Below are 17722 nucleotides of genomic sequence, written 5' to 3'. Positions count from 1 at the left end.
CGTGTTATAGTGGCTTCAACCACAACATCACACGCTGGGATAACAATAATGAGTAATAACCCGCTGATTCCGCAAAGCAAACTGCCTAACCTGGGCACTACTATCTTCACGCAAATGAGTGCGCTGGCGCAGCAGCATCAGGCCATTAATCTCTCGCAGGGATTTCCTGATTTTGACGGTCCGCTCTTTTTGCAGGAGCGTTTGGCGTATCACGTCGCGCACGGTGCAAACCAGTATGCACCGATGACGGGCGTGCAGGCGCTGCGCGAAGCCATCGCGGATAAAACGGCAGACCTGTACGGCTACAAACCCGACGCGAATAGTGAAGTGACCATCACGGCGGGGGCCACAGAAGCGCTGTATGCCGCGATCACTGCGCTGGTGCGCCCAGGTGATGAGGTGATTTGTTTTGACCCGAGCTACGACAGCTATGCGCCTGCGGTTGAATTATCCGGCGGGGTGGTTAAACGTATCGCACTGCAACCACCGTCTTTTCGCGTCGACTGGCAGGCTTTTAGTGCCTTACTCAGCGACCGTACCCGATTGGTTATCCTGAACACGCCACATAATCCTTCTGCCACCGTGTGGCATCACGCCGATTTTGACGCGCTGTGGCAAGCAATTCAAGAACGCGAGATTTTTGTCATCAGCGACGAAGTTTATGAGCATATCTGTTTCGCCAGGCAAGGGCATGCCAGTGTGCTGGCACATTCAGACCTGCGGGAACGCGCTGTTGCTGTTTCATCGTTTGGTAAGACCTACCATATGACCGGCTGGAAGATTGGCTACTGCGTTGCGCCAGCCGCCATTAGCGCTGAGTTGCGCAAGGTACACCAGTATCTGACGTTTTCCGTCAACACGCCGGCTCAGTTGGCCCTGGCGGATATGCTACGAGAAGATCCTGCACACTATCGCGAGCTGCCTGCGTTTTATCAGAAAAAACGCGACGTGTTGGTGAACGCGCTGCGTGACAGCCGACTGGAAATTCTGCCGTGTGAAGGCACGTATTTTCTGCTGGTCGATTACAGCGCCGTTTCCACGCTTAACGACGTGGAATTTTGCCAGTGGCTGACCACTGAAGTGGGCGTTGCGGCGATACCGCTGTCGGTGTTCTGCGCCGATCCTTTCCCGCATAAACTGATTCGTCTCTGTTTTGCCAAGCAAGAATCGACGCTGTTAACAGCAGCTGAACGTCTGGTGTCGCTGTAGCTATTTCACCGTCCAGGCTTTGGAGAATCGACGGTCGGCGAACAACTCTTGCAGACCGTTGATTTGCTTCAGGCGTAACACCTCGTCGTTGTCCATGCCGAGATCCTTGCCAATTCTTTCTTCACTCCATCCCAGTTGCGATAGCTCGCGGACAATCTCGGACATGGCGTGGATTTGATGACGCCCACGGGCGCGGTTGTGGCGAATGGTCGCCGCCATACGCTCATGGCGTTCTCGTTCTAAACAGGCAACCGGCAGATATCCTTTAAGCCTGGGCCTCAGTGAGGCTTTGGCTTTACCTAACTCGTGGCGGTGGAAACCATCGACAATTTCGTATTCCTCTGCCGTTGAGTGAACCACCACAATGGGCTGTGTAAACCCGTCTGCTTCAAGGGACTTCAGCAGCAGCTTTTTCTCCGGCGGCGCAACGTTATTGGGGTTGTAGTCATTGGGTGAAATGTGATCATTTTTAACCCAAAGTACGCAGTCTACGGGTTCCTCGCGAAAGGGACTGACGCTGTGTATCGCCCGTCTGAATTCATTGATGGCTTCAATTCGTTCTTCTTCTGACAGGCCAGAAAGAAAGCCGAGGAGTTCCTGAGTTAGTCGGTGTTGCATAAGATTCCCCATTCCTGGCGTTTTGTTTTCATACGTTCGTTATAGCGTTGGTAGTTTTTGGGTTTCGTTGGACTGAATGAAAGTGCCCGACACCAGTAGTCATTATTCAACAGGACTTTGCAGATACGTCGCCATGAAGGAATATCTTTCGAACCAATATCGCCTTCTTGAGTTTGCGGGATATTATCCATGCCTTTTTTCTTATACCACTGCAAATAGACGGCGATTTTATTGCGGTAATGCTCTGCGGTAGTCTCCGGCATGCTGTTCAATAGCAGCATGGCATATTCCTGCCAGCTTAAATGTTCTGGTTTAAGTATTTTCCGATGACCGTAAAAATGGTTGTCATGACCGGCATAAATACCCCCGCTTTTAACACCGCTGACGCGGGTGCACATAGCTGCCCAGCGCTCGGGTTCAATGACATGATATAGCCATAATCCCTGACGCTGTTCTGGGCCAAAGGGCTCACAAATACGCATGTAGCGCGTGGGAACACCAGCCTGATACATTAGATTGTATAATGGATTACACGGCATTCTGGTTTTTGCAAACCAGGTCCATATATCGGCGGTTTTCCAGTCATAGAGAGGATAAATATACCAGGTGTGTCCGCCGGGGGCGCTTGTAGTCCAGGGTTTATCATCGGCAAAGCGCTGTTTTTGCGAGTTGGCAATGGCAACAAAGCGGTTATATGACTCATCGGCGCGGATGCCCACCATCATCGCGGCTGGACGTTTCTCTGAAAACCAGTCAGCGAACTCACGAACAAATTGTTCAAAAGTCATGCCGGGTTGATAGAAGGAGAAATATTCAGGATCGGTTATGGCATCTGCGGGCGGCTGGCGAACCCATTGTGTACCCGGCTCCCAACACTGCCATTCGGGTTGAAATTGTGACAGTGAATTTTGGGTAGTGAGCGGTAAGGCCACCCAATAAAATTGTTCGATGACATCGGCATAATGTTCACGTAGAGCTCCTACATAGTCGATAGTGCAGGAGAATTGTGCTTCCCAATCGATAAACAACACATTTATTTTTTTATGCAGTTGGCGTGCAAGCATGGCTGTCAGATGTAGCATTAGCCCTGAATCCTTCCCGCCGGAAAAGGAGACACAAACACGAGGTAGGGTTTCAAGTGTCCAGGTTATGCGCTCCAGAGCGGCTTCCAACACGTTTTGACCAAGCGGGATTTTATAAACAGACATATTGAACTCATATCAGAATTATTATTCAAAATAATAACAAATGCTGACAATAAGATATGCTAATTTTTATTGGGTGCAACTTTTTTAATGTATTCATAATTATTTTGAATCGCATTCATTCATACAAATTCAAAATGAATTGATAAAGGTCTACTTGTTAGTTTTTAGGCTGTGCTTGCCGTCTATTTTTTTAATGAAATCGTCAAACCCAGCATTATTGAGTGACGCTCTGTTATACATCAAAAATAAATTTATTTTAGGTAGTGGGAACTCGGTGTTAATTTCTTTTAAATTAAATGTGCCGGCATATTGCTCATAAATTGCTGTTGGTAGTAAACCAATGATATCTGTATTTGAAATGATGTTAGCAATCGTTATTAATGAGTCGCTACGGAAACCAATGTCACGATTTTCCAGAAAGAATTTGGTTTGTTGCCTATATTCTTTAATGCCCGGGTCTTCAGAAAGAAGCTGCGTAAACTGTTCTTTTAATATATTTTCAAGCGTGGTTTTCTCATTAATTCTGGGGTGGTTTTTGTTACAGACTAATACTGTTTCGATGGTTTTAAATGGCGAGCATATGATCGAGCGATTACTCACTGGAGCGGTAGTAATGACTAAATCTGCCTTTCTGTAAGCCAACAGGTTTTCCGCACTTTCAGCAGTGATGAGTATGTCATGGTGCTCAATTTCGACATGTGAGTCTTCTCTGAGAAAATGAATAACTTCCGCGATATTAATAGTTGTTGTTAGTTGTGGGCAGTAAATAATAAATTTTTTCTTCAGGCTGGAGTTATGCATAATGTTGATTGTCTGCTCCAGGCTGTTGAGATTTTTCTCAAGATGCTGATGTAGGTTAATTCCAGCCGTCGTTGGGGTGATTCCTTTACCTGAGCGAATAAACAGCGGGTCATTAAACTGTGTACGTAGTCTCTGCAATGACTGACTGACAGCAGAGGGCGTAATATACAGTGTTTCCGCCGCTTTACTGATGCTCAAATGTTGATATATGCATTCAAATATAATCAACAGGTTGAGATCGAACTTTTTGAGGTCATAGAGGTTAGCCATGCGTACCTTCCTGTGATGGTAATGTATTGAAAAATTCAATTGTAGAATAGTTTAAATGGTAGTTATTCTTTAAATTTATGTTTGTGTGCTTAATGAATAATTAACTTTAGCTAAAATAGCACAAGTTGCGTAATTTTCAGCAGGAAAGTTAATTTAAATGAGTGATTGATATGAGAACGATAACAATCACTCATCTTGTTACTTTTATTTATTTCCCATGATAATGTTTAATTTTTCTTTATCCGGTAAGCCTACTTCCTGTTGTAACGTATCGTCTTTACTCATGTAATAGATAGCCGGCGTTACATTGGCCCCCAAATCATCCATCAACTTTTGGTTGATATTCAGTAACTTCATTTGCTCTGCAGGGACCGAAGCCGGGATTTCCAGCTTCATTTTCCCGCCGGATGCCTCATAGTCATGCCAGGTTTTGGCCGGATCTTTGGCTGCCAGAATTGCAGCGGCGGTGGCCGGACTTTCAGGTTTAATTACGCCAACCAATAATGTACGCAACTGAACTTTACCGGATTCTACCCACGGACGCGCCTGCTGCCAGAACTGTTTACAATAGGGACAGAAGGGATCGGCAAACACGTACACAATAACCGGTGCCTCTTTTTTCCCGTCCAGAATCCACGACGCTTTTTCCATTCGCTGCCACATCTCACGTCCGGCAGGGGCATAGATCTCTTTTTCTATGAGCGCATTACTGAGGTTTTCGCCTTTTTCATTATACATGTAGCCGGAGATGGCATGTTTACCGTCAGGCGTGACATAGATAGTGACCCCCATGTCCTGGTATTTTCCCAGATAGCCTTTCATTCCACCCGGTGCATCGAAAGGCTTCAGGATGGTAATGCCTTGTTTCTCAATAGCTTTAACGGGAGCAGGCAGTTCTTCGGCATGCACCACTGCAGGAAGCAGGGTTAAAAGTAAGGTACGTTTAAACATTGATTTTCCTTATAAAATCAGCAGGAAAGGGGGCTTAATTGCAAAACCTATCGCAGCCATAGGTAAGATCGACGGTCCGTCGATTGCCCTTTCTTGAGTTGGGTGATGTAATCCCCATCGCTGTTACGACCTTTGTTAAGGTAATGTAGAGCGCAACACATAGCCAGCCCTGCTGGCACTGACGTTACCTGCGGGTAGCTCGGGTAATGAGGCTCCCTGCATAGGGGGCCTTTTTTACTTTTGTCTTTTAGGTTCGATTGAGTAAGTTGTTAGTTAACGCTTATTGATTTGATAAAGGAAACGCATTAGCCCTGCTAAGAGATTTTCGTTAACTTATCTCTCAACGAAAACACGGAGGAAGTACAGATGTCTTTGATTAATACCAAAATTAAACCTTTCAAAAACCAGGCGTTCAAAAACGGTGAGTTCATCGAAGTAACCGAGAAAGATACCGAAGGTCGCTGGAGCGTCTTCTTCTTCTACCCGGCTGACTTTACTTTCGTATGCCCGACCGAACTGGGTGACGTTGCAGACCATTACGAAGAACTGCAGAAACTGGGCGTAGATGTGTATTCCGTATCTACTGATACCCACTTCACCCACAAAGCATGGCACAGCAGCTCTGAGACCATCGCGAAAATCAAATACGCGATGATCGGCGACCCGACTGGCGCCCTGACCCGTAACTTCGACAACATGCGTGAAGATGAAGGTCTGGCTGACCGCGCAACCTTCGTTGTTGACCCGCAGGGTATCATCCAGGCAATCGAAGTTACTGCTGAAGGTATCGGCCGTGATGCATCTGACCTGCTGCGTAAAATTAAAGCTGCACAGTATGTCGCTTCTCACCCAGGTGAAGTTTGCCCGGCGAAATGGAAAGAAGGTGAAGCAACCTTAGCTCCATCTCTGGACCTGGTTGGTAAGATTTAAGTCGCATAATTTGTAGGCCGGATAAACGTAGTGCATCCGGCATTCCACAGGCGCAAATCTGCGCCTGTTTTATTCCAGCACCATGACGCAAGTTGCATTAATGCAGTCCCGCAAAATCGGCTTGCATGATGATGTTTTCAGAGAGGGAAGAAGAATGCTCGACACAAATATGAAAACCCAGCTCAGGGCTTATCTTGAGAAACTGACCAAACCTGTTGAGCTGATTGCTACGCTGGATGACAGCGCTAAATCGGCAGAAATCAAGGAACTGCTGACTGAAATTGCTGAACTGTCAGAAAAAGTCACCTTTAAAGAAGACAATACTCTGGCGGTGCGTAAGCCATCGTTCCTGATTACCAATCCCGGTTCTCACCAGGGACCGCGTTTTGCCGGTTCTCCGCTGGGTCATGAGTTTACCTCTCTGGTGCTGGCTCTGCTGTGGACCGGCGGTCATCCGTCAAAAGAGGCGCAGGCGTTGCTGGAGCAGATCCGCGATCTCGACGGTGATTTTGAATTTGAAACCTATTATTCGCTTTCCTGCCACAACTGCCCGGACGTGGTGCAGGCGTTGAACCTGATGTCGGTACTGAACCCACGTATCAAACATACGGCGATTGACGGTGGTACATTCCAGAACGAAATCACCGATCGTAACGTGATGGGCGTTCCGGCGGTATTTATGAACGGCCAAGAGTTCGGCCAGGGTCGTATGACGCTGACTGAGATCGTGGCGAAAGTGGATACCGGCGCAGAAAAACGTGCAGCTGAAGAACTGAATAAGCGCGATGCTTATGACGTGTTGATTGTCGGTTCTGGTCCTGCGGGAGCGGCGGCAGCGGTGTACTCTGCACGTAAAGGCATTCGCACCGGTCTGATGGGCGAACGTTTTGGCGGTCAGGTTCTTGATACCGTTGATATTGAAAACTACATCTCAGTACCGAAAACTGAAGGTCAGAAACTGGCAGGTGCGCTGAAAGCACACGTTGATGATTATAATGTCGATGTGATCGACAGCCAGAGCGCAAGCAAACTGATCCCGGCAGCGCAGGAAGGCGGTTTGCATCAGATTGAAACAGCCTCCGGCGCGGTGCTGAAAGCACGTAGCATTATCATCGCCACCGGCGCGAAATGGCGCAACATGAACGTTCCGGGCGAAGATCAGTATCGCACCAAAGGTGTAACCTATTGCCCGCACTGTGATGGTCCGCTGTTTAAAGGTAAGCGTGTTGCGGTAATTGGCGGCGGTAACTCCGGCGTTGAAGCGGCTATCGACCTGGCAGGTATTGTTGAACATGTGACGTTGCTGGAGTTTGCTCCTGAAATGAAGGCAGACCAGGTGCTGCAGAATAAGCTTCGCAGCCTGAAAAATGTCGACATCATTCTGAATGCGCAAACGACAGAAGTGAAAGGCGATGGCAGCAAGGTCACTGGCCTGGAGTATCGTGACCGCGTGAGCGGGGATGTTCACAATGTGGAACTGGCCGGTATCTTTGTGCAGATTGGTCTGCTGCCGAACACCAACTGGCTGGAAGGCGCCGTTGAACGTAATCGCATGGGTGAAATCATCATCGATGCCAAGTGCGAAACCAGCGTGAAAGGTGTTTTCGCTGCCGGTGACTGCACCACCGTACCGTATAAACAGATTATCATCGCGACCGGTGAAGGCGCGAAGGCCTCGTTGAGTTCGTTTGATTATCTGATTCGCACGACAGTAGCATAAAAAAGTAAGACTCACCTGCAATGTCAAAACCGCCAGTCATCCGCTGGCGGTTTTTTATTTCCATATACTCAAATTGTCAATTCTTGAAACAATAAACCGTATAAAACATTCACTTAATTAGCCTGATCATTATTTTTATCAAAGAAAGAGAGGGCGTTATCTTTATTATATTAACCTGCATTATTTTTTCATTTGTTGTGTGAATAAATGGTTGGTTAATTCATGGGTGAAATATATGAAACCCTGACGATCTTTGAATCGACAGGGTTATTGTTACGTGATTTTTTTATCTCTCACGATAGTTGCACGCTGAAAGCGGCTTATTCAGCTTTAGATACAAATGCCTCGGCGCTAACAGAGCAGGAGTGGCTGGAAGCGGAGTACGACTTCAATGCGCTGTTTGTCGGACCGCAGAAGCTAAAGGCCGCGCCGTTTGCTTCGGTTTATCTTGAAGAAGATGCCCTTGTAATGGGTAAATCAACCCTTAGCATTCGGGAATTCATGGCAAATATAGGGTTATCTATAAATGTCGGGAATAATATTCCGGATGATCATATTTCCTGTGTATTGGAATTGGCGGTTTTATTATCAGCTAATTCCAGAGCATCGTCAGAATACCAGGTGACCCTTACTCGATATGCATCTGAGTATGTCGCGGTGTGGGTGCCCGAGTATATAGAAAAAATAAATATAAATGCACAAACCGCCACGTTGAAAAACGTAGCTGGAAGATTGTCTTCTTGGCTTGATGAATTAAAAACGAGAGTATCAGTATGAGTAATGAACCGGGAGTTCTGAACAGACGTTCATTTTTGAAAGGGTTGATTGCCCTTGGCACGGTCGCAGCCCTGCCTGGGGGATTGCTGACTTCACGCTGTGCATTGGCGCAACCGCCCATTCCATTTAACCCCAAAACCTACAAAATCTATCGTAACGCCTGTCCGCGTAACTGCTATGACACTTGTAGCCTGAAAACCTGGGTGAAGGATGACGTCATCACCTTTGTGGAGGGTGCGCCTGAGTCAACGTTTACCCATGGCACGCCGTGTGTGAAGGGACTGAGCTACCCGCGTCGGGTATATAGCCCGGACCGCATTAAATATCCGATGGTTCAGGATGTTCGCGGCAGCGGGAACTGGCGTCGTATATCTTGGGAAGACGCCATGCAGCGTATTGCGACCAAGATGCTGGAAATCAAAAAGAAAGACGGCTCAATGCTGGGTCTGGCGCTGTCAAAATACTCAGGCAACCTCGGCGTGATGGGTTATGCCGTTGAAGGGATGATGTCTTCGCTGGGTTACACCACGCGTTTTGCCGGAACACCTTGCTGGCCAGCCGGTATTGACGCGCAAAACTACGACATGGGCGACATGTGGTGTAACGACCCGGAAGATATGGTGAAAGCCAAATACATCATTATCTGGGGGGCTAACCCTGCCTGGTGTTCAATGCACACCATGAAATATGTTTATCAGGCACGGGAAAAAGGCGCAAAAGTGGTCGTTATCGATCCGCTGTTAACCCAGACTGCCGCGAAAGCCGATCTCTACTTGCGTGTCCGTCCAGGCTCAGATGGCGCTCTGGCGCTGGGTATGGCGCGTCATCTGGTGGATAAAGGTCTGGTTGATCAGGATTTCGTCAATAACTATTCCCACGGATACCCGGAATTCGAAGCCTATCTGCGCAACAGTGTGACCGTTGAGTGGGCCGCTGAGATCTGTGGTCTTTCCGCTGATGTTATTCGTCAATTGGCGGAAGAATTTACCGCCGTTAATCCTGCCACCGTGTGGATTGGCTACGGTATGCAGCGCCATGTCAACGGCGGCACGAACGTCCGTGCGATCGATGCTTTTGTGGCAATGACCGGCAATATCGGCATTGAAGGCGGTGGCGCTCGCTACGGCCATTTGCAGACATGGGGCTATAACTACCATGGAATGATGCAAAAGCCGCCTGCCGGTTCTGTCGGCATGAAAGGTGCAGGTGGTCCGGTAGGCGAGTTTGTCAGCGATAGCGGAGAGAAGAGCGAATTTTCCGATCGTGCGCTGAATATCAACCAGACGGCGCAAGGGATCCTCGACGCCAGTGAGCCGCCGGTAAGAATGCTGTGGGTAGCCTCTAAAAATCCGTTTGCTCAGGATTTTGACCGCAACAAGATGATTAAAGCGTTTGAGAAACTGGAAATGGTGGTTTGTGTCGACCAGTTCTTCAACGAAACCGTCCAGCATGCGGATATCGTGCTGCCTGTCACGACAACCTTTGAACAATGGGATGTCTCTTCGTCCTATTGGCACTACTGGTTGTCCGTCAATGAGCCGGCTATTAAACCGCTGTATGAGTGCAAGAGCGATCCGGAAATAGCGGCGCTGCTGTCCAAAACCATCAATAAACTGGAAGCTGGTTCATGTACTTTCCCGCAGGAGTTTGATGCCAAACGCTGGTTGGATCAGGAATTCAACGAGGGGATGGGCAAACAGTTTGGCATTGCGGGTTGGGATGACCTGCTGGAAGGACCGCGCAAAGCAAAAATGGTCAGTACCGCAGCCTGGTACGATCGTAAATTCAAAACGCCATCGGGCAAGTACGAATTCAAATCAGAACGCTGTGCAGAAAATGGGCATACGGCATTGCCGGAATACAAAGCGGGTGCGCAGGGGGCGTTACCGTTCCATCTGTTCACACCTCATCTTCAGTACGGCCTGCACTCGCAGTTTGTCAATCTGGACTGGATGCAGGTTTTCTGGCCAGAACCCTTTGTTTACATCCACCCGTCTGCCGCACAGAAAAAGGGGATCACTGAGGGAGCTCATGTCAAAGTCTTCAACGAGGCGGGTCATGTTGAGCTGCGTGCCAAAATCACCACCAATGTGCCGGAAGATTTCCTGGTGATGTATGAATCCTGGTTTAATAAGCTTAGTTACAACGTACAGAATGTGGTGAAAGATACGCCAGCCGATATGGGGAAAATGGCAACCGGCGCGCCAGGCGCGGCTATTCACAGTCAATTTGTAGATATTACTTTGTCAGGAAATGAAGGAGCAGCGGCATGAGACGCGCGTTTTTAGTTAATAGCGATAAATGCATCGGCTGCCGTGGCTGTGCAATGGCGTGTAAGAGTTTTAACCAGTTGGAACCTGAACGTTTCTGGCGCTATGTCTACCCGCTGGATAAAGAAATTTATCCGCATGAAGAGCGGGCGTTCTATTCGCTGGCCTGTAACCACTGCGAAAACCCGGCCTGTCTGGCGGCGTGTCCGGTAGAGGCGTACACCAAACGTGAAGATGGTGTCGTTGTGCATAACCCGGAGCGCTGTATTGGATGCAAAAACTGTATCCGCAACTGTCCATACGGTGCGCCGCGCTTTAATGAAGAGACGAAAAAGGCGGAAAAATGCAGCATGTGCTACGAGCGCCTTGACGTTGGTATGCAACCGGCGTGTGTAAATGCCTGTCCGGTAGGTGCGCTGACGCTTATCGATCTGGATGCCGATCCTATACCTGACAATGCCGTACAGTATCCGCCAGGATTCCCGCGTATGCCGCAGCTTAATCCTGGCACGCGTTTTATCCTTGCGCGTCAGCCGAAGCAGCCGGAGGGTAAGTAATGGAAAAGTATGAACTTCCGCTGGTCATTTTTACCGTATTGAGCCAGATGTCGGTTGGGATCACGCTCATTCTGACGCTACGCACGCTGCAAGGAAAACTGGAAAGCAAGCGCCTGTACTGGCTGGTAAGTGGGCTGGTTCTGGCGGCGGCGTCCGTGGCAGCGATCCTGCACCTTGCGCATCCGGATCGCGCCTACGATGCCCTGATTAACCTGCAGCACGCCTGGCTGAGCCGTGAAATTCTTGGCGCCACCTTATACGGTGCGGCGGTCGGGGTGACGTTTTTGGCAAAAGGGCACAAAGCGCCAGCTGTTCTGGCCTCTGTTCTCGGTATCGCGCTGGTGGTGGTGCAGGGGATGACCTATGCTGCCCCGGCAATGGTGGCGATCGCCAACGGTCTGACAATGCTGTTGTTCTTTATCACGGTGTGGGTGATGGGGTGTGCGGCGATTCCACTGCTTAAACTTGCACCTGCCGTTGCCGCATTGCGCCAGGGGATTGTTGTGTGTATGGCGGTCATGATCGCCGCGCCCATTATCTGGCTAAGCGGCGGCACCATCATGCAGATGACGGCGCATGCCTGGCTGACGTCGCCGCTTTATCTGGCGAGTCTGGTGTGTCTGGCGGTGGCCTTTGTGCTAAGCCGTCAGGGAGAGCGTCGCGCAAAAGCGCTTTTTGTCCTGCTGTTTGTTGGCATATTCCTGAGTCGTCTGACGTTCTTTGGCGATACGATCAGCACCATCGTGAATATCGGTCATTTGTATTGATCGTGAGGTAATAAAAACCCCTGTCAGGCGTTAACCTGGCAGGGGTTTTCTTTAGCGAATCAGTGGCTGTTAACGAACAACCAGCACTGGCAAAGTCGCGTGGCGGACAACGCTGGAAGCGTTTGAGCCGAGCAGATGGGTGCTGATTGATGGGTTACGCGACCCAATGACAACGACATCTGCATTCAACTCTTCACCCAACTCGTTGACCACATCACGGACACTGCCAAAGCGGACGTGTTGCTTAATACGGGAAGGATCGATGCTGAAGTGACCGACCATCGTTTGCAGACGGGTTTCCGCTTCGTGTTGCAGATGCTCTTCAAAACGACGGACATCGGCCGCAAAGCGGTGCAGGCTTAAGCTCGCTGAGCCTGGCAGCACATGCAGCAGATGGATAACCCCTTTATCCTGGGCCAGAAATTCTGCATGGCGAATAGCCTTGTCGCTCAGTTCCATTTCGAATACATCAACAGGCATTATGATTGTGTTGTACATAAACATTCTCCTTGTCATTACATGAACACATAACAGCATAGTATTAAAAATGATTCTGTCAGTCACGACACAGATTTATGTTTTGCGAACAGGAAAGAAAGCGAGGAGCAGGGAGATCTAACCGGAAAGAGGATGCGGATGCATCCTCTGTAAGATAAAGCGAGTGGCTTTGATAAGACAGAGTTAGCGCAGGTAGTCGCCTGCAGCTTCAGGCTGGTATTCAAGCTCAATGACTTCGAGGTGCGTTGAGGTCCCGCCTGGCAGTTCCCAGTGAATGGTATCACCAACGCGCAGCCCCAAAAGTGCAGCGCCGACAGGTGCCATTACCGAAAGCTGTGTGCTGCTGTCAGTCATAGTGGCCGGATACACCAGGGTACGCACACGGACTTCGCCATCACTCAGATTGCGGAATTTCACGCGGCTGTTCATGGTCACGACATCGTGCGGCATGGTTTCTGGAGAACACATTTGGGCACGATCCAGCTCGGCGTTAAGGGCGTCGGCAATCGGTAAACCAGCAAACGCAGGTTGCTCCAACAGGCGGTCAATGCGTTCCGCATCGAGGTCGTTAATGATGATAGTTGGTCTGGACATTTATTACTCCATGTCGTCGATACTGCGGGTGCGCAGGTAAATAATCCCAAAAGAAAACCCTCACCGTCAGGCGGCAAGGGTTTAGCTTTTATGATGATACTGAGACTTACCCCATGTTTGAAGTGATTTAGTTCACATTCAGGCAAATCATCAATATTGTCGCGTATGGTGTAATGTCAGTCAGTTAACGAACCTAAGGTAATAAATCTGTTGCCTCCGTCGCATTGCTACGTTCACCTTATGTTATTCACTTCTCTGAAACCATCCTACCTGTGAACGTGTTAAGGGTACTATCGCCGTACCCTTAACAATCCCGCCGGGAGCCTGGGTTGCAAGGGAGGCGGCGGTGAGCCTCCCTTGCTCGTTCACGGGTATCAGTGCTTCAGAGAAGTGATACCGCTGAGGTGAACGGAACCCTGAGCCGGGATCACATGTTCCCTATAATGCTTAACTGACAAGCATTACGCGTATGGTGTGATTTTAGCCGAAAAACGTGATCGTTCTCCAATTTGCATTATGCTTTTTAAGCGCTCGCTGCGGGCGCGTCAAACAACTCAGTGTTCCGCGACAGGAGATCTCATGAGCCAGTACGACAAACTTACCTTGAAAGACGGCAGCTATTTGCATTTTAAAGATTGGGGAAGTGGACAGCCCATTGTCTTCAGTCATGGTTGGCCGCTGACGGCAGATGCGTTTGAGGATCAGATGTTATTCCTCGGGTCGAAAGGATTTCGTGTGATCGCCCATGACAGGCGTGGGCATGGGCGTTCGGCCCAACCCTGGGATGGTCACAATATGGATCAGTATGCTGACGATCTGGCTGAACTTACCGCGCATCTCAATCTTAAAGATGCCGTCCATGTCGGACACTCTACCGGCGGCGGGGAAGTGGCGCGGTATATTGGCCGCCATGGAACGCAGCGGGTCGCAAAAGCGGTGTTAATTGGCGCGGTGACGCCCATTATGATCAAGACCGACTTTAATCCAAATGGCGTGCCGAAAGAGGTATTCGATGGCATCCGTGAAGGGGTTGTGAACGATCGCGCCGCCTTTTTCTATGAATTAACCGCTGCATTCTATGGCTACAACCGTCCTGGCGCAAAAGAGTCGAAAGCCGTCAGGGAAAGTTTTGTTGAACAGGGTTTACAGGGTTCCATCAAAGCGTTGTACGACTGTATCCACGCGTTTTCGGAAACAGATCTGCGTGAGGACCTCAAAAAGATGACCATCCCGACGCTGGTGATCCACGGTGATGACGATCAGATTGTCCCGTTTGAAACCTGCGGAAAGGTCGCGGCGGAAATACTGCCTGATTCGCAGTTGAAGGTATATGTCGGCGGCTCGCATGGCATTTGCACCACCCATAAACAACAGATCAACGGTGACCTGCTCAACTTTATTCAGTCGTAATCGTTGGCAGATTGTTCTACGCTGATCTTCTTTTTCCAGGGGGATGAGCGAAGCATAATTTGTGCTGCGCTGACGTTAACTTCAACAGGGAACGCTATGTATTTCTATCAACCGTCACAGGGACACGGCTTACCGCATGACCCGCTAAATGCCATCATTGGACCGCGCCCGATTGGCTGGATTGCGTCACGTGACGGCAATGGTCGGCACAATCTGGCACCATACAGTTTCTTTAACTGTTTTAACTATCATCCGCCGATTATCGGTTTCGCCAGCAGCGGCTGGAAAGACAGCGTGCAGAATATTATTGAAACCGGTGAATTTGTCTGGAACCTGACGACTCTTGAGCTGGCCACTGCGATGAACGAAACGTCAGCCAGCTTGCCGCACGGTGAGGACGAGTTTTTTGCCGCCGGGCTTAGCAAGGCAGATAGCCGGATAGTCAACGTGCCGCGCGTGGCGCAAAGCCCGGTCAATTTTGAGTGTCGCTTATCGCAAAGCCTGCAACTGACTACCGCTGATGGCTCACCGGTTGATACCTGGCTGGTATTGGGGGAAGTGGTGGGCATCCACATCGATGAAACGCTCCTGGAGGACGGCATCTATCAGACGGCGAAAGCGAAGCCGGTACTGCGCGCAGGTGGGCCAACGGCATATTATTCGATCAGTGAAACACACCGTTTTGATTTAGTTCGCCCGGACGCCCGAGCAAAACGCTAAGCTTACGGACCGACGCCAGCTTGCAGCGTCGGTCGCAAGTTTCAATATCCCACTTTGTCGATAATAAACTGTTTACCGCAGCTACCTGGATGCGGTTGCGGTAAGAATGACTGTGCAGATAACGTCTGGTTGATGTTGTCGGCTTTCAGGGATAACTGGATCTCAGTGAGATACGCCGGATTGCCGTGGCAGCTTAGCTTCACAGCTTTGACGTTCTCTTTACCCCAGCTTTTGGCAACTACGGCGTCAAATGCGTTACGGCTGACGGTTTTGCCGTAGTTTTCCGCCAGGAATTTGCCCACCTCGCTGTTCTTAACCTCATTATTCAGCCGTACCATCGTGCCAAAGTACGCGTCGGGATCAAAACCGAAACACGCGCCATGTTTGGCATACTCGTAACGTTCCAGACAGGATCTCCCTCCAGCGCCGGGCATTACGGCGCTGAGTTTTGCTGCGCTTTCCAGCGACAGCCCGGTTTCGGGGGCCGCGCATTTACGGCTGGCACGTGCTTCAGGCAGGTTGGGAATAGGGCGAGTCGCGCAGCCAAAACGCATCCAGCGGCGGTTGTCGACTCCACGGGCGGCAATGGATTTAGGCAGGCTGGGCCATAAACCGTGAACGGTCAGGAAATCCGCTTTGTCTGCGCTCTCTTTTTGTAAACGACATTCGTCAGGCTCCTGACGATTACGCTCGTGTTGGCTCTGACAAAATCCGGTTTGCCAGGAGAGGGCCAGCACGTAGCTGTCAAAATCAGTGTATTGTTTTGCCTGAAGTTCATCGGCCTGAGCTGCAGAAACTGGCAGCAGAAGCGCTGCCAGTAATGAAGAATAACGCCATGTTGATGTCATGATGATTTCGGATACTTATATAAATTCTGAATATCATCTATTTAATCATAAAAAATGCCAGTCAGGTTTAGCTGACTGGCATCATTTTCATCAGGTGTGAACCGAAATGATTAGCTCCACATCGCCAGAATCGGCCAGCCGACCAGCAGAAGCATAGAGATGTAGATAACGCCGAAGATAGCACCCAGACGCCAGTAGTCTTTGGACTTCACATAACCACAGCCGTAGATGATAACGCCAGGGCCTGTTGCATATGGAGTCAGACAGCCCATGATACCGATGGACAGTACCAGCAGGATACACAGGTGTTCCATTGGCACGCCCGGGATACCTTTACCGACAGCCAGAATAACCGGCAGCATGGTGGCAGTGTGTGCAGAAAGGCTGGCAAACAGGTAGTGAGCAAAGTAGAACACCAGCACCAGCACGATTACGGTCGCGTTAGGCGAGAAGCCTTCCAGGTGTGTGCTCATGGTGTTGGCGAACCAGTCGATGAAGCCTGAACGGGTTAAACCATTCGCCATAACGACCAGCGTGGCGAGGTTAACCAGGGTGTTCCATGCGCTGTTATAGCGGGTAATGTCTTTCCACGGTACCACGTGCAGCGCCAGCATCAGGGAGACAGCCAGCAAACCCACTGCGGTTGCATCAATCAGTTTACCACCGAAGACCCACAGGCCCAGGCTGAGCAGAACCAGACCGATCAGCGTTATCTCTTTACGGGTCAGTTTACCCATGCCTTTCAGTTCATCACCGGCCCATGCGGCAACTTCAGCACTGTGAGTGACCTCTGGTTTGTACAGAACGTATGACAACCACGGAGCAACGATCAGCAAAATAATACCAACCGGCAGGAAGCTGAGGAACCATTGCAGCCAGCTGATTTGAATACCGGCAATTTTGTTGACGAATTCCAGACCCAGTACGTTTGGCGCAGCACCGGTCACGAACATAGAGGAGCTCAGGCTGGTACTGATTACCATCATCCACATCAGATATCCGCCGATACGGCGCGCGGAAGGATCGTTCGGGAATGATTTAAACAGCGGTGGCAGGTTTTTGATAACCGGGAATACGGTACCGCCGGTACGCGCTGTGTTAGACGGTGTAAACGGCGCCAGCAGAATGTCGATGATAACAATCGCATAGCCCAGCGTCAGGGTGCGTTTACCCATGAATTTCACCAGGAACAGCGCGATACGACGACCCAGACCGGTGACTTCATAACCCAGTGCGAAGATAAACGCACCAAACACCAACCACACGGTGGTGCTGGAGAAGCCCGCCAGACCCCATTTCAGCGCTTGCTTACCCGCTTTAAATGCCGGGTCGGCCAGTTCTGAAGCATCAAACAGCAGATAGTTGCTGCCGATAACGCAGATCGTTACGGCGATAAAGCTGATCGCTGTTGCCGGAATTGGCTCCAGGATCATACCGACGATCATCGCCACAAACACGGCAAAGTAGTGCCAGGCCTGTGGAGGCATTCCATCAGGGACGGGGATAAGAAACATGACGCCCATTACGACCAATGGGGCCAGTAACTTCCATATTTTATCTTTTGCTAAAGACAT

At 49.8% G+C, this 17722-nt stretch carries 17 protein-coding genes; 9 read left to right on the top strand and 8 right to left on the bottom strand.

Features of this window, described 5'->3' with window-relative positions; translation table 11 throughout:
- Positions 1-48: 48 nt before the first annotated feature.
- Positions 49-1209: a pyridoxal phosphate-dependent aminotransferase gene (locus GFB57_RS21035; RefSeq protein ID WP_003022068.1), complete on the top strand. Its 1161-nt coding sequence runs from the start codon at positions 49-51 to the stop codon at positions 1207-1209.
- On the opposite strand, the gene GFB57_RS21030 is transcribed toward GFB57_RS21035, so the two are convergent.
- The 4 genes from GFB57_RS21030 to dsbG form a co-directional block, all read right to left on the bottom strand.
- A complete protein-coding gene (locus GFB57_RS21030; protein ID WP_003022071.1) occupies positions 1210-1827 on the bottom strand; it encodes a ParB/RepB/Spo0J family partition protein in 618 nt (205 codons plus the stop codon).
- A complete protein-coding gene (locus tag GFB57_RS21025; protein WP_003022074.1) occupies positions 1812-3035 on the bottom strand; it encodes a phosphoadenosine phosphosulfate reductase in 1224 nt (407 codons plus the stop codon). Before GFB57_RS21025 ends, GFB57_RS21030 begins: the two co-directional genes overlap by 16 nt.
- 150 nt (positions 3036-3185) lie before the next feature.
- Positions 3186-4106: a LysR family transcriptional regulator gene (locus tag GFB57_RS21020; RefSeq protein ID WP_003022079.1), complete on the bottom strand. Its 921-nt coding sequence runs from the start codon at positions 4104-4106 to the stop codon at positions 3186-3188.
- 204 nt (positions 4107-4310) lie between these two features.
- On the bottom strand, positions 4311-5057 hold the full coding sequence (dsbG, locus tag GFB57_RS21015) for a thiol:disulfide interchange protein DsbG (RefSeq protein WP_003022082.1): 747 nt from the start codon (positions 5055-5057) through the stop codon (positions 4311-4313).
- A gap of 366 nt (positions 5058-5423) precedes the next feature.
- Here dsbG and ahpC point away from each other — a divergent pair, with 366 nt between their 5' ends.
- From ahpC to GFB57_RS20985, 6 genes are all read left to right on the top strand, one after another.
- Entirely contained in the window at positions 5424-5987 is a 564-nt protein-coding gene (ahpC, locus tag GFB57_RS21010) for an alkyl hydroperoxide reductase subunit C (RefSeq protein WP_002894394.1), read from the top strand.
- 154 nt (positions 5988-6141) lie between these two features.
- Positions 6142-7707 (top strand): alkyl hydroperoxide reductase subunit F, encoded by a 1566-nt coding sequence (gene ahpF / locus GFB57_RS21005; RefSeq protein WP_003022085.1) that lies wholly within the window; start codon positions 6142-6144, stop codon positions 7705-7707.
- 222 nt (positions 7708-7929) lie between these two features.
- Entirely contained in the window at positions 7930-8484 is a 555-nt protein-coding gene (locus GFB57_RS21000) for a molecular chaperone TorD family protein (RefSeq protein WP_003022087.1), read from the top strand.
- On the top strand, positions 8481-10757 hold the full coding sequence (locus GFB57_RS20995) for a molybdopterin-dependent oxidoreductase (RefSeq protein WP_003022090.1): 2277 nt from the start codon (positions 8481-8483) through the stop codon (positions 10755-10757). Before GFB57_RS21000 ends, GFB57_RS20995 begins: the two co-directional genes overlap by 4 nt.
- The gene (locus tag GFB57_RS20990; RefSeq protein ID WP_003022094.1) at positions 10754-11311 is read left to right on the top strand and encodes a 4Fe-4S dicluster domain-containing protein; all 558 of its coding nucleotides are present in this window, start codon (positions 10754-10756) and stop codon (positions 11309-11311) included. Before GFB57_RS20995 ends, GFB57_RS20990 begins: the two co-directional genes overlap by 4 nt.
- Positions 11311-12078: a DmsC/YnfH family molybdoenzyme membrane anchor subunit gene (locus GFB57_RS20985; RefSeq protein WP_003022097.1), complete on the top strand. Its 768-nt coding sequence runs from the start codon at positions 11311-11313 to the stop codon at positions 12076-12078. The genes GFB57_RS20990 and GFB57_RS20985 overlap by 1 nt, the downstream gene beginning before the upstream one ends.
- 69 nt (positions 12079-12147) lie before the next feature.
- Here GFB57_RS20985 and uspG read toward each other — a convergent pair whose 3' ends face one another.
- Positions 12148-12576 (bottom strand): universal stress protein UspG, encoded by a 429-nt coding sequence (gene uspG / locus GFB57_RS20980; RefSeq protein ID WP_003022101.1) that lies wholly within the window; start codon positions 12574-12576, stop codon positions 12148-12150.
- A 183-nt stretch (positions 12577-12759) separates the two neighbouring features.
- Positions 12760-13170, bottom strand: coding sequence for a nucleoside diphosphate kinase regulator (gene rnk / locus GFB57_RS20975; RefSeq protein ID WP_003022104.1), 411 nt, complete (start codon positions 13168-13170; stop codon positions 12760-12762).
- A 579-nt stretch (positions 13171-13749) separates the two neighbouring features.
- Between rnk and GFB57_RS20970 the strand changes: the two genes are divergently transcribed.
- Both GFB57_RS20970 and GFB57_RS20965 read left to right on the top strand, forming a co-directional pair.
- Positions 13750-14580 (top strand): alpha/beta hydrolase, encoded by an 831-nt coding sequence (locus GFB57_RS20970; protein ID WP_003022107.1) that lies wholly within the window; start codon positions 13750-13752, stop codon positions 14578-14580.
- Between the two features lie 96 nt (positions 14581-14676).
- Positions 14677-15300 (top strand): flavin reductase family protein, encoded by a 624-nt coding sequence (locus GFB57_RS20965; RefSeq protein WP_003022109.1) that lies wholly within the window; start codon positions 14677-14679, stop codon positions 15298-15300.
- Positions 15301-15341: 41 nt separating this feature from the next.
- Here GFB57_RS20965 and rna read toward each other — a convergent pair whose 3' ends face one another.
- Both rna and citT read right to left on the bottom strand, forming a co-directional pair.
- Positions 15342-16148 carry a ribonuclease I gene (gene rna / locus GFB57_RS20960; RefSeq protein WP_003022111.1) on the bottom strand — a complete coding sequence of 269 codons (807 nt, stop codon included), beginning with the start codon at positions 16146-16148 and terminating at the stop codon, positions 15342-15344.
- Between the two features lie 110 nt (positions 16149-16258).
- Positions 16259-17722 carry a citrate/succinate antiporter CitT gene (gene citT, locus GFB57_RS20955; protein WP_003022114.1) on the bottom strand — a complete coding sequence of 488 codons (1464 nt, stop codon included), beginning with the start codon at positions 17720-17722 and terminating at the stop codon, positions 16259-16261.

This window comes from Citrobacter sp. S39, from assembly GCF_009495675.1.
GTDB classification, from domain to species: domain Bacteria; phylum Pseudomonadota; class Gammaproteobacteria; order Enterobacterales; family Enterobacteriaceae; genus Citrobacter; species Citrobacter freundii.
The sequence above is the reverse complement of the archived record's forward strand: the minus strand, read 5'-3'. Positions and strand labels throughout refer to the sequence as shown.

Bases quoted from the DNA above. Each gene is read 5' to 3' on its own strand.
- GFB57_RS21020 (WP_003022079.1), bottom strand. From the start codon at position 4,106: ATGGCTAACCTCTATGACCTCAAAAAGTTCGATCTCAACCTGTTGATT.
- GFB57_RS20995 (WP_003022090.1), top strand. From the start codon at position 8,481: ATGAGTAATGAACCGGGAGTTCTGAACAGACGTTCATTTTTGAAAGGG.
- GFB57_RS20985 (WP_003022097.1), top strand. From the start codon at position 11,311: ATGGAAAAGTATGAACTTCCGCTGGTCATTTTTACCGTATTGAGCCAG.
- dsbG (WP_003022082.1), bottom strand. From the start codon at position 5,057: ATGTTTAAACGTACCTTACTTTTAACCCTGCTTCCTGCAGTGGTGCAT.
- rnk (WP_003022104.1), bottom strand. From the start codon at position 13,170: ATGTCCAGACCAACTATCATCATTAACGACCTCGATGCGGAACGCATT.
- ahpC (WP_002894394.1), top strand. From the start codon at position 5,424: ATGTCTTTGATTAATACCAAAATTAAACCTTTCAAAAACCAGGCGTTC.
- citT (WP_003022114.1), bottom strand. From the start codon at position 17,722: ATGTCTTTAGCAAAAGATAAAATATGGAAGTTACTGGCCCCATTGGTC.
- GFB57_RS21025 (WP_003022074.1), bottom strand. From the start codon at position 3,035: ATGTCTGTTTATAAAATCCCGCTTGGTCAAAACGTGTTGGAAGCCGCT.
- GFB57_RS21035 (WP_003022068.1), top strand. From the start codon at position 49: ATGAGTAATAACCCGCTGATTCCGCAAAGCAAACTGCCTAACCTGGGC.
- uspG (WP_003022101.1), bottom strand. From the start codon at position 12,576: ATGTACAACACAATCATAATGCCTGTTGATGTATTCGAAATGGAACTG.
- GFB57_RS20970 (WP_003022107.1), top strand. From the start codon at position 13,750: ATGAGCCAGTACGACAAACTTACCTTGAAAGACGGCAGCTATTTGCAT.
- GFB57_RS20965 (WP_003022109.1), top strand. From the start codon at position 14,677: ATGTATTTCTATCAACCGTCACAGGGACACGGCTTACCGCATGACCCG.
- rna (WP_003022111.1), bottom strand. From the start codon at position 16,148: ATGACATCAACATGGCGTTATTCTTCATTACTGGCAGCGCTTCTGCTG.
- ahpF (WP_003022085.1), top strand. From the start codon at position 6,142: ATGCTCGACACAAATATGAAAACCCAGCTCAGGGCTTATCTTGAGAAA.
- GFB57_RS20990 (WP_003022094.1), top strand. From the start codon at position 10,754: ATGAGACGCGCGTTTTTAGTTAATAGCGATAAATGCATCGGCTGCCGT.
- GFB57_RS21030 (WP_003022071.1), bottom strand. From the start codon at position 1,827: ATGCAACACCGACTAACTCAGGAACTCCTCGGCTTTCTTTCTGGCCTG.
- GFB57_RS21000 (WP_003022087.1), top strand. From the start codon at position 7,930: ATGGGTGAAATATATGAAACCCTGACGATCTTTGAATCGACAGGGTTA.